The organism is Marmoricola sp. URHB0036, from assembly GCF_000426045.1.
Classification (GTDB): domain Bacteria; phylum Actinomycetota; class Actinomycetes; order Propionibacteriales; family Nocardioidaceae; genus Marmoricola.
In genome coordinates this window covers 23,482-34,712 of record NZ_AUEP01000004.1, presented here as the reverse complement: position 1 = coordinate 34,712, position 11,231 = coordinate 23,482, and the positions used below count along the sequence as shown (strand labels likewise).

The window sequence follows — 11,231 nt, the reverse complement described above, 5'->3', positions numbered from 1 at the left end:
TTAGAACGTGTTCTAGTTTCTCGCGAGGGGTCAGCGCAGTCGGTACGTCGCGATGGACGCCGCCACGTAGTGGCACACGAACGCGGCGATGGTGAGCAGGTGGAACACCTCGTGGAAGCCGAACCAGGTCGGGAACGGGTCGGGCTTCTTGAACCCGTAGACCAGCCCACCGAGCGTGTAGAGGCCGCCGCCGACCGCGATCAGCGTGGTGACGGCCGGGCCGCCCGAGGCCAGGTCGCCGGCGTAGAAGATCGCCACCCACCCGAGGGCGAGGTAGATCGGGGTGTAGATCCACCGCGGCGCGTCGGTCCAGAAGATCCGGAACGCCACGCCCAGCACCGCCCCGGTCCACACGAGCGTGAGCAGGATGACTTGCTGTCTGCCCTCGAGGAGCAGCAGCGTGAACGGCGTGTAGGAGCCCGCGATCAGCACGAAGATGCTCGAGTGGTCGAGCCGACGGAGCACCGCCTTCGACCGGGGCGACCAGCGGCCGGCGTTGTAGAGCGCCGAGACAGCGAACAGGAGCAGCGCCGACGCGGCGAAGACCGCCGACCCGACGCGGGTGGTGATCGTCGGCGACAGCACGATGAGCACGATCCCGGCCGCGAGCGCCAAGGGGGCCGTGGCGGCGTGCAGCCAGCCGCGCAGCTTGGGCTTGACCTCTTCCGAGACCTCGTGGACTCGTTCCCGGACGTGCTCGGCCGCGTCGTGCACGTTCTCGGAGACGCGCTTCTGCATCGGTTGGTCAGGGGCCACGGGAGCAAAACTACCCAGCGGCACGAAGCGGTATCGCGGCGGGAGTTACGGTCGGTCGCTTCGCTCCCCCGTGGCTGCGCCTCGCCGATCGTTGGCCGAGGCGCGCGGGTACAGTCGCGAGAGTGGTGGACTGGAAGCGAGGCCTTCGCAGGGTGCTCTACCCGGCGTACGAGGCCCGACTCGCCCGCCGGCTCCCCACCGAACGACTTCCCAAGCACGTCGGCGTGATGCTCGACGGCAACCGGCGCTGGGCCAAGGCCGTCGGCGCGGACACCGCCCAGGGCCATCGGGCCGGGGCCGCGAACATCGAACCGCTGCTCGGCTGGTGCGAGGAGATCGGTGTCGAGGTGGTCACCCTGTGGCTGCTCTCTACCGACAACCTCAACCGTCCCGCGAAGGAGCTCGAGCCGCTGCTCGCGATCATCGGCGACGCGGTCGAGACGCTGGCCGAGCAGCAACGCTGGCGGCTGCACCCCGTGGGCGCGCTCGACCTGCTGCCTGCCTCGGTCGCGGAGCGCCTGAAGACGGCCGCCGAGTCCACCCGCGACGTCGACGGGCTGCTGGTCAACATCGCCGTCGGGTACGGCGGACGGCGCGAGATCGCCGACGCCGTACGTTCCCTCCTGCACGAGCACGCCGGCAAGGGCACCACCCTCGAGGAGCTGGCAGGGGTGCTCGACGTCGAGCACATCGCCGAGCACCTCTACACCAAGGGCCAGCCCGACCCCGACCTGGTGATCCGCACCAGCGGCGAGCAACGCCTCGGCGGCTTCCTGCTCTGGCAGAGCGCCCAGAGCGAGTTCTACTTCTGCGAGGCCTACTGGCCCGACTTCCGCCGCGTCGACTTCCTGCGTGCCGTGCGGGCCTACGCAGAAAGGGAGCGCAGGTTCGGGGCCTAGCCACAAGGTGGTCGAGCAGCGAGCGGAGCGAGCGGTCAGTCGAGACCACGGCCCGCACCCTGGTCACCTCCCCTTCACCCTGCATTCGGGCGTGTCTGCCGGGAACGGTCGATCGTCGGACGTACGTTTCGGAGTGTCGACGTGCTGGGGCACGTAGGCATCAGGAGGGCGATACGTGGTCCTTTGCCACAGCACCACCAGGGAGCAGCACTCAGCTGCCTGGCGCCTGTCCCGGTCCGAGCAGAACTAGAGGACCGGGGCGCAGAGTGCGCGTGCCGGTCGCAAGGGGATCCAGTGCCAACTGCGAAGCGTGCGTCCGCCCAGACGAAGACCACCGCGAGCACCCGTCGTACCTATGTCCTCGACACGTCGGTCCTGCTGGCCGACCCCGGGGCGATACGGCGCTTCGACGAGCACGAGGTGGTGCTCCCGGTCGTGGTGATCACCGAGCTCGAGGGCAAGCGGCACCACCCGGAGCTCGGCTACTTCGCGCGGTCGGCCCTGCGGATGCTCGACGAGCTGAGGGTGGAGAACGGTCGTCTCGACGAGCCGGTCCCGGTCGGCACCGAGGGCGGCACCGTGCGGGTCGAGCTGAACCACACCGATCCCGACTCACTGCCCTCCGGGTTCCGCCTCGGTGACAACGACACCCGGATCCTGGCGGTGGCGCGCAACCTCGCCAACGAGGGCAACAACGTCATCTTGATCTCCAAGGACCTGCCGCTGCGCATCAAGGCCTCGGCGGTCGGGCTGGACGCCGCGGAGTACCGCGGCGAGCAGATCCACGAGTCCGACGCCGGCTGGACGGGCATGAAGGAGCTCGACGTCGCCGGACTCGACCTCGACGAGCTGTACGACGACCAGGTGATCGACCTCGACGACGCCCGCGAGCTGCCCTGCCACACCGGTCTCGTGCTGATGTCGGACCGGGGGAGTGCACTCGGTCGCGTCAAGGCCGACAAGCGGGTGCACCTCGTGCGCGGCGACCGCGAGGCCTTCGGCATCCACGGCCGGTCCGCCGAGCAGCGCGTCGCGCTCGACCTGCTGCTGGACCCCGACGTCGGGATCGTCTCCCTCGGCGGGCGGGCAGGCACCGGCAAGTCCGCGCTGGCCCTGTGCGCCGGACTCGAGACCGTGCTCGAGCGCCGCCAGCACAAGAAGGTCGTCGTCTTCCGTCCGCTGTTCGCAGTGGGTGGGCAGGAGCTCGGCTACCTGCCCGGCAGCGAGTCGGAGAAGATGTCGCCCTGGGGTCAGGCGGTCTTCGACACCCTGGGTGCGATCACCACTTCCGACGTGGTCGACGAGGTGCTCGACCGCGGCATGCTCGAGGTGCTCCCGCTGACGCACATCCGCGGCCGCTCGTTGCACGACGCGTTCGTGATCGTCGACGAGGCCCAGTCGCTGGAGCGCAACGTGCTGCTCACCGTGCTCTCGCGGATGGGTGCCAACTCCAAGGTCGTGCTCACCCACGACGTGGCCCAGCGTGACAACCTGCGCGTCGGTCGGCACGATGGCGTCGTCGCCGTGGTCGACCGGCTCAAGGGGCACCCGCTGTTCGCCCACGTGACGCTGACCCGCTCGGAGCGGTCGCCCATCGCAGCCCTGGTGACGGAGATGCTCGAGCACGTCACCATGTGATCTTGTGATTTTGTCCCGTGGCGAGGCTCACGTCCCCGTCTGTGTGGTTCAACTTGCAACTGCCACATTGATGGGGGATGGTGTTGGTTCTTCCCCGCGCGCTCTGCACTTTCCCCCGCCCCCCGAGGTGCATGTCGAGCGCTGCTGACGTCCATGCCGTCAACCGTTGGGCCACACCTTGTCTGAGAAGCACGTCGCGAAGCACCGAAGCGCGCCCGTAGTACCCCTCCGTTCCCGCCTGCGTCGCCGTATGCGCAACGTGGCGATCCTGTCCGGGATCGCCGTTGCGGCCACCGGCATCGCGGTCTCGACCGGGGTCCTCTCCCAGCCGCTGCCGGTCAACGGCGCGGCCGCCGCGTTGAGCACCTCCACCCCGGCCAAGAGCCTGAGCCAGGCCGAGCTCGCCGACCGTGAGCAGCGCGCCTCCCGCTCCGAGGACCGCCGCCCGGTGACCGACACCGTCAAGGCCCGGGCACTGTCCAACGCCTCGGGCCGGGCCGTCACCAAGACCGAGGACCTGAGCAACGCCGACCCGCGCGACCTCGCTCGCGCGCTGATGCCGCAGTTCGGGATGTCCTCGTCGCAGTTCGGCTGCCTGGACAACATCTGGTCGCAGGAGTCCGGCTGGAACGTGCACGCGGCGAACCCGTCCTCCTCGGCCTACGGCATCCCACAGGCCCTGCCCGGCTCGAAGATGTCCTCGGCCGGCCCCAACTGGGAGGACAACGCCGAGACCCAGATCCGCTGGGGCCTGGGCTACATCCGCGACCGCTACGGCTCGGCGTGTGCCGCCTGGTCCTACAAGCAGGGCGCCGGCTGGTACTGATTGACCCATGCCCGTCAGCATGGTCCCGGTCGGTGACGCGGAGCTGTGCGTCGACACGTTCGGCGCATCGAGCGACCCTGCCGTCCTGCTGATGGGTGGTGCCACCTCCTCGATGGACTGGTGGGAACCGGAGTTCTGCGAGCGCCTCGCCTCGACTGGACGGTTCGTGATCCGCTTCGACAACCGGGACACCGGCCAGTCCACGACCTCGCCGGTCGGGGAGCCGTCGTACACCGGCGCCGACCTGTCCGCCGACCCGCTGCGCATCCTCGATGCCCTCCACGTCGAGCGCGCCCACCTGGTCGGCGTCTCCATGGGTGGCGGCATCGCGCAGGACATCGCCGTACAGCATCCCGAGCGGGTGCTCAGCCTGACCTTGATCGCCACCAGCGCCGCCTTCGACCGCTCCGACCCTTCGCCGCTGCCACCGCCCGAGCCGCGCATCACCGCGACCTTCGAGCAGGACGACGAGGTCGACTGGGACGACACCGAGGCAGTGGTGGACCAGATGGTCGACGTCCACCGGGTGTACGCCGGTTCGCTCGGCCTCGACGAGGAGCGGGTCCGGGCCATCTCACGTGCAGTGGTGGACCGCTCCCACGATGTCCGGGCCAGCGTCACCAACCACTGGCTCGTGGTCGGCGGTGGCGACGACCAGCCACACACGATGGCCGACATCGTGGCCCCGACGCTCGTCCTGCACGGCACCGACGACCCGTTCTTCCCGCTGGCTCACGGGCGCGCACTGGCAGCGGAGATCGCCGGCGCTCGGCTGCTGCCACTGGAGGGAATGGGCCACGAGGTGCCGCCGCCGCCGTTGTGGGACGTCGTCGTGCCGGCGATCGTCGAGCACACCAGCGGTTAGCGCCGGGGACGGAGCAGTGCCACGGCGCCGACCGCCAGGCACAGCAGCAGCGTGAGGCCGATGGCGTAGACGAGCCGGCCGTCGGGCAGCGCATCGGCCAGGAGCCCGAGTCCCCACACCGTCACTGCTGCGAGCCAGAGGAAGGCCCCTCGGCGGCAGGTGCGGAGCACCTGCGCCGGGTCGACCGGCATGGCGGGCGGGCCCTGGGCAGCGATCACGGCTGCCTCGTGCACGAGCACCATCCCCGCCGCGGCCACGAGCACCAGCGGTGACATCGGCTCGGTGGTCATCGACCACACGTAGGCCAGCCCGACCAGCAGCACCGTGCCGGCCGACGACTCGGGACGGAAGGCCAGCACGACAGCGAGCACTGTCAGCAACACCTGGCCCCAGAGGGCAGGCCTCGCGCCCGCCGCCTGCGCCGCGACGATCGAGCCCATGGCCCCGATCAGGACCAGCGAGCGGAGGACGACCTGGTCGAGGCCGGGGTACACCCGGCGGCGCTCGGCCACGAAGCCGCTCATCGCGGCATCTCGCGTGGCATCCGTGAGCGTTGCGCCAGCCGTCGGAGCACCTCGTCCAGCGACCCGGGGCCGCGCCAGGGGACCACCGGGATGCCGCGGCGGGACACCTCGGTCAGCTGGATCTCCCGCTCGAGCAGCCGCAGTCGCCAGGCCAGCGCTCCGGACGACCCGGGGTCGCGGGCCGTGTCGGGCAGCGTGCCTTCGGCGAGGGTGTCGATGCAGACGACGTCCAGGCCGCGACGGGCCAGCGTCACCATGGCGGTGGTGATGTCCGGCGTCAGCAGCGGGGTGAGCACCACGACGACGCTCCGGGCGCCGATCCGCAGCCGCAGCCGGCGCGCGCTCAGTGCCTCGGGCCACCCGGGCTGCACCTGGGCCAGGAGCTCCTGCAGTCGACGCAGGTGCCGGAGCCCGGTGCCCGGTCCGAGCACCTGGCCGCTGCGTCCGAGGACTCGCAGCCCCACCCGGTCGCCCATCCGGACGTGGTGGCGCGCCAGCGCGCCTGCTGCGCGCACCGTCACGTCCAGGGTGCTGGCCGGTCCGTCGACACCGCCGCTAGCACCGACGTCGGTCACCGCGTCGACCACGATCAGCACGGCACTGTCCTCCTGGGCGTTGGTGCCGACGGAGTGCAGCTCGCCGGTGCGCAGCGTCGTACGCCAGTTGACCCGGCGCAGCGGGTCACCTGGCTGGAACGGCCTGATCGCGAAGAACTCCGAGCCGTGACCGCCGCGACGGGAGCGGTTCTGGCCGATCACGCCGACCGGGTGCGGGGTCTCGCCGGACCGGAAGGCGAGGCTCTCGGGCAGCGCGATCAAGGTGGGCTCGGGGATCCGGTGCGGGCCCCAACGGAAGCCGTCCCACGGCGTCGTCGCCGCCACCACGACCGGGCCGGTCGGGTGCTGGCCCCACCGACGCGGGCTGACGGCGAAGACCAGCCGGGCCGCCTCGTTCGCGCGCACCGTGGCCGAGCGAGCACCCGAGGCGGGCTGGGTGGCGACGTACGGCGCCTCGGAGATGACCGCGGTCACCTGCTCGAGCTCGTCGGAGGACTCGAAGGCGACCTCGAGCCGGGTGCTCTGCCCTTCGTGGAGCCACCGGTTGGCCAGCCGGAGGCGAGCCTGCACCCGGGAGGCAGGAGCGTGCGCCACGGCCAGCGCGGCAGCCAACCCGAACGGCGCGGCCAGGACGAGCAGCTCGGGACGACCGAGCGCCACCCCGACGAACAGCACCGTCGTCGCAGTCGCGACCGAGCGCGCCAACGACGCCGTGGGCTGCCACGACCCGGTCATGGAGGGGTCCATCGCCCCGCTCTCTCCTGGGCAGCGGGGGTCGGCACCGTCTCCAGCAGGCCGGCCACGACACTGGCGCCGCTGACGTCGGTCATCCACAGCTCGGGCTTGACCGTGACGCGATGAGCCAGCGCGGCCGGGGCGACGGTCTTCACGTCCTCAGGGAGGACGAAGTCGCGGCCCGAGATCAGCGCGAGTGCGCGGGCACACAGCATCAGGGCGAGAGATCCACGCGGTGAGGCGCCGATGAGGACGTCGCGGTGGGTGCGGGTGGCGGTCACCAGGGCGATGCAGTACTCGCTCACGCTGCGGTCGACCTCCACCTCCTCGACGGCTGCCTGCATCTCGAGGAGTCCGGCCGCATCGGTCACCGGGTCGAGCACGACCAGCTCCTGACGCCGGGCGATCCTGCTGTGCAGGACGTCGTACTCCTCCTCGGCGGTGGGGTAGCCGAAGCCGACGCACAGCAGGAACCGGTCGAGCTGGGCCTCGGGGAGGGGATAGGTGCCCTCGTACTCGACCGGGTTGGCCGTGGCCAGCACGTGGAAGGGGGGTGGCAGCTCGAAGGTGCGTCCCTCGACGGTGACCTGGCGCTCCTGCATGGCCTCCAGGAGGGCGGCCTGCGTCTTGGGCGGCGTCCGGTTGATCTCGTCGGCCAGCAGCAGGCCGGTGAACAAGGGGCCCTCGCGGAACTCGAAGTCGCCGATGCGCTGGTTGTAGATGAACGAGCCGGTCAGGTCGGCGGGCAGCAGGTCGGGGGTGAACTGGGCCCGGGTGAACTCGATGCCGAGTGCCTGGGCCATCGACCTGGCCGCCAACGTCTTGCCCAGGCCGGGAAGGTCCTGCAGCAGCACGTGACCCCCGGCGAGGATGCCGGCGAGCACCAGGCGCAGTGACTCGCTCTTGCCGATCACGACCGAGCCGACGCGATGCAGCACGTCGGCGGAGTGCTCGGCGGCAGTCTCGATGCGGGGGTTGGTCACAGTTCCTCGATCCTTCGGACGACCTCGCCGAGCTGCCGCACGGTGTAGCGCTGATGACGGGTGTCGGGCTCGTAGCGGTGTCGTCGGTCGCGCGTCACCCAGTCGGCGAGCTGCGGCCCCAAGACGTCGGCGAGCTGCTCCGGTGACTCGTCGTACCACCGTCCGTGGAGCTGGCGTACGCGTTGCCGACCGAGGTCGGCGATCTGCCAGACGATCGTGTCGTCGGCATCGAGGGAGGTCAGGTGTACGTCGACCACGTGGCGGTACATCGCGGTGCGGGTGTCCTCGCCGGTCTCCAAGCGCGCCGGGCCGCGGTGCACCGTCCAGCTGGTCTGGGTGTTCACGTCGAGCGCGGTCAGGGTGAGCAGGACGGCGGCCACGGTCGCGGCAGCGAGCAGCGCGACGAGAGCGGCGTCGTGCTGGATGGCGAGCCCCGACAGCACGGCGTTGGCCGCCACGGCCACGAGGACCGCGACGACGCCTCGTCCGACCCAGGCTCTCGTCGTTGCTTTCATGGTGTCGCTCCGGAGCGGACGAGGTCGTCGTGGATGGCTGCCAGTGCCCGTTCGGCCCGCGGCCTCGCGTCCTCGGCCATCGGATGGCTGGAGAAGCGTGCCTCCAGGAACAGCTCGGCCAGCTGGCCTACCGGTCGTGGGTCGACGTCGAGGCTGTGCAGGAAGCGCACCACGAACGCGCTCGCCGTCTCCGCCGGCCGCTTCACGACATGGCTCTCGGCCGCTGCCTCCTCGAAGACCACCCAGCACGCGACGATGCCGTTGCGCACGTCGGAGGTGGCCAGGGCCTCACGCTGACGATCGTGCGCGCGCTCGACGACCGCTCGGGCGACGTCGAGGTCCGGCAACGGCTCGAGCGGGACCACCAGGCGTTCCTCGGCCAGTCCTCGACGGATGCGGAGGAACAGCTGGCGCAGCAGCAGGCCGGCGATGAGCAGCGCCGTGACCACCAACGCAAACGTCACGAGGTCCTGGATCCACCCGGTCACCGGGCCTGTTGACCGGTGACTCTGTGTGTCGTCGCGAGGGTTCTCTTGATCGGTGGCGGGCTGGTCGGGCTCGCCCTGCTGGTCGAGGGGCTGCCGGTCGACCACCGCGTGGGTCTCGTGCGCGACGAGCTGATGGGGTCCCGCGGCGGCCGCCCACACCAGCAAGAACGCGACCCCCAGCGCCGCCACGGTGACCGTGACGGTGCGGCGCTGGCTCGCGGTCACCGGCTCACGGTACCGAGATCACGACGATCCGGTCATGGTTCGTACGTCGAGGGCAGCGTCGAGCTCTTCCTCGGTCAGGTCACCGCGATCGACGTACCCCATCTCGATCACCTGCTCGCGGATGGTGCGGCCCTCCTTGAGCGCCGCCTTGGCCACCTTGGCCGCCTGCTCGTAGCCGATGTGCTTGTTCAGCGGGGTGACCACCGACGGGGACGACTCGGCGTAGGCGAGCATCCGCTCCTCGTTGGGCTCGATGCCGGAGATGCATCGGTCGGCCAGCAGCGGCGTCACGTGCGCGAGCAGCCTGATCGACTCCAGCAGGTTGCGCGCCATCACCGGCATCATCACGTTGAGCTCGAAGCTGCCGCTTGCACCGGCCGTGCCGACGGTGACGTCGTTGCCGATCACCTGCGCGCAGACCATCAGGGTCGCCTCGGGCAGCACCGGGTTCACCTTGCCCGGCATGATGCTCGAGCCTGGCTGGAGATCGGGCAGGTGGATCTCGGCCAGGCCGGTCGTCGGTCCGGAGGACATCCAGCGCAGGTCGTTGCAGATCTTGGTCAGCCCGACGGCGATGGTGCGCAGCTGACCGGAGAGCTCGACGAGCGCGTCCTGTCCGCCCTGGGCCTCGAAGTGGTTGCGCGCCTCGGTGAAGGGGAGCCCGGTCTCGTCGGCGAGGTCGGCGATCACCCGCTCGGCGAACCCGTCGGGGGTGTTGATGCCGGTCCCGACCGCCGTACCGCCCAGTGGCAGCTCGCCGACCCGAGGCAGGGAGGACTCGAGCCGCTCGATCCCCAGCCGTACGACGGCGGCGTACCCGCCGAACTCCTGGCCCAGCATGACCGGGGTGGCGTCCATCAGGTGGGTCCGCCCGGACTTCACGACGTCCTTGAACTCCTCGGCCTTGGCCTCGAGAGCGGTGGCCAGATGGTCGAGCGCGGGGATCAGGTCGCGGGTGGTCGCCTCCACGGCCGCGACGTGGATGGAGGTCGGGAAGGTGTCGTTGCTCGACTGGCTGGCATTGACGTGGTCGTTGGGGTGCGCGTCCACCCCAGCGAGGGAGGCGAGGGAGGCCAGCACCTCGTTGATGTTCATGTTGGAGCTGGTGCCCGAGCCGGTCTGGAAGACGTCGATCGGGAAGGCGTCGTAGTGCTGTCCGCCGATGATCTCGTCGGCGCCGTCGGCGATGGCCTGCGCCTGCTCCTTGCTGATGATGCCGAGCTCGGCGTTGACCCGGGCGGCCGACTTCTTCACCCTCGCCATCGCCACGACGTGGGCCGGCTCGAGGGTGGTGCCGCTGATCGGGAAGTTCTCCACCGCACGCTGTGTCTGGGCGCGCCACAGGGCGTTCCTGGGCACCGCGATCTCGCCCATGCTGTCGTGCTCGGTGCGGGTCTCGCTGTCGTCGTCGCTCATGCTTCGACCGTACCCAAAGGCTTCTGCCGTGACTCAGCCCGTCTTGACCGTGACGCTACCGACGCGACAGGTAGAGCAGGTACTCCTCGGGTCGGTCCTGCAGGAGCACGTCGTACCGGTGCTCGGTGCAGTTGCCGAACACCGACTCCATCGCCTCGGCGAGCTCGGGCGACGGGTTGGCCGACCACACCGCCAGCGCCCCACCGGGGTCGATGATCTTCTTGGTAGCCGCGAGGAAGTCTGACTGGTAGACCGCCTCGTTGCTCGCGTGCACGAGGTAACCCGGACCGTTGTCGACGTCGAGCAGCACCAGGTCGTAGGTCGACATCGCCTCCGCTACCGCCCGGACGATGTCGGCGTCGACGATGCGCAGCCGCTTGTCGGCCAGCAGGGCCGGTCCGTGCGGGATGGTGCCGTCGCGCATCCAGCCGATCAGGGCGGGCTCGATCTCGACGACGCGCACGTCCTCGACCCGGGGGTCGGCGAGCACGCGCTGGGTGGTGAAGCCGAGACCCAGTCCGCCCACGACCACCCGTCTCGGGTCGTCGACCAGGTCGAGAGCGGCCGCGGCCAGCTCCACTTCGCTGCCCGTCTCCTTGGTGTCCATCACGAAGACGCCGTTGACACGCAGCTCGAGCGCGTCGGCGGCACGCTCCTCGATCCGACGACGCAGCACGAGCTCACCGCGTTCGGACTCGGCCCGGGCCACCTCGACGTACTCGGTCACGGGGACCACGCTCTCACGGCGTCACGGAGCCACCAGCCTCCGCTCCCGGGAAGTCAAGAATTCCCTTTCCACACAGG

The 11,231-nt window shown here is 70.3% G+C and carries 12 protein-coding genes; 4 read left to right on the top strand and 8 right to left on the bottom strand.

Translation table 11 applies throughout. The features are described from left to right. Positions 1 to 30: 30 nt before the first annotated feature. Positions 31 to 756, bottom strand: coding sequence for a hemolysin III family protein (locus H976_RS0102775; RefSeq protein WP_027860285.1), 726 nt, complete (start codon positions 754 to 756; stop codon positions 31 to 33). A gap of 122 nt (positions 757 to 878) precedes the next feature. Here H976_RS0102775 and H976_RS0102770 point away from each other — a divergent pair, with 122 nt between their 5' ends. From H976_RS0102770 to H976_RS0102755, 4 genes are all read left to right on the top strand, one after another. After that, positions 879 to 1,655, top strand: coding sequence for an isoprenyl transferase (locus H976_RS0102770; protein ID WP_027860284.1), 777 nt, complete (start codon positions 879 to 881; stop codon positions 1,653 to 1,655). 294 nt (positions 1,656 to 1,949) lie between these two features. Then, a complete protein-coding gene (locus H976_RS0102765; RefSeq protein WP_027860283.1) occupies positions 1,950 to 3,293 on the top strand; it encodes a PhoH family protein in 1,344 nt (447 codons plus the stop codon). Between the two features lie 250 nt (positions 3,294 to 3,543). After that, complete coding sequence (locus tag H976_RS0102760; RefSeq protein WP_231388774.1) at positions 3,544 to 4,119, top strand: lytic transglycosylase domain-containing protein; 576 nt, start codon at positions 3,544 to 3,546, stop codon at positions 4,117 to 4,119. Positions 4,120 to 4,126: 7 nt separating this feature from the next. Beyond that, on the top strand, positions 4,127 to 4,984 hold the full coding sequence (locus tag H976_RS0102755) for an alpha/beta fold hydrolase (RefSeq protein WP_027860281.1): 858 nt from the start codon (positions 4,127 to 4,129) through the stop codon (positions 4,982 to 4,984). On the opposite strand, the gene H976_RS0102750 is transcribed toward H976_RS0102755, so the two are convergent. From H976_RS0102750 to H976_RS0102720, 7 genes are read right to left on the bottom strand one after another with little or no spacing between them, the layout of a single operon-like run. Continuing rightward, a complete protein-coding gene (locus H976_RS0102750) occupies positions 4,981 to 5,508 on the bottom strand; it encodes a hypothetical protein (RefSeq protein WP_027860280.1) in 528 nt (175 codons plus the stop codon). The two genes, H976_RS0102755 and H976_RS0102750, sit on opposite strands and share 4 nt — an antisense overlap. After that, complete coding sequence (locus H976_RS24230; RefSeq protein WP_051276090.1) at positions 5,505 to 6,812, bottom strand: DUF58 domain-containing protein; 1,308 nt, start codon at positions 6,810 to 6,812, stop codon at positions 5,505 to 5,507. Before H976_RS24230 ends, H976_RS0102750 begins: the two co-directional genes overlap by 4 nt. Further along, positions 6,797 to 7,783 carry a MoxR family ATPase gene (locus H976_RS0102740; RefSeq protein WP_051276086.1) on the bottom strand — a complete coding sequence of 329 codons (987 nt, stop codon included), beginning with the start codon at positions 7,781 to 7,783 and terminating at the stop codon, positions 6,797 to 6,799. Before H976_RS0102740 ends, H976_RS24230 begins: the two co-directional genes overlap by 16 nt. Next, the gene (locus H976_RS0102735) at positions 7,780 to 8,298 is read right to left on the bottom strand and encodes a hypothetical protein (RefSeq protein ID WP_155917926.1); all 519 of its coding nucleotides are present in this window, start codon (positions 8,296 to 8,298) and stop codon (positions 7,780 to 7,782) included. Before H976_RS0102735 ends, H976_RS0102740 begins: the two co-directional genes overlap by 4 nt. Beyond that, entirely contained in the window at positions 8,295 to 9,011 is a 717-nt protein-coding gene (locus H976_RS0102730) for a DUF4129 domain-containing protein (protein WP_027860277.1), read from the bottom strand. Before H976_RS0102730 ends, H976_RS0102735 begins: the two co-directional genes overlap by 4 nt. Before the next feature lie 18 nt (positions 9,012 to 9,029). Then, the gene (locus H976_RS0102725) at positions 9,030 to 10,427 is read right to left on the bottom strand and encodes an aspartate ammonia-lyase (RefSeq protein WP_027860276.1); all 1,398 of its coding nucleotides are present in this window, start codon (positions 10,425 to 10,427) and stop codon (positions 9,030 to 9,032) included. Positions 10,428 to 10,482: 55 nt separating this feature from the next. Further along, positions 10,483 to 11,154 carry a spermidine synthase gene (locus H976_RS0102720; protein ID WP_027860275.1) on the bottom strand — a complete coding sequence of 224 codons (672 nt, stop codon included), beginning with the start codon at positions 11,152 to 11,154 and terminating at the stop codon, positions 10,483 to 10,485. Positions 11,155 to 11,231: the final 77 nt, after the last annotated feature.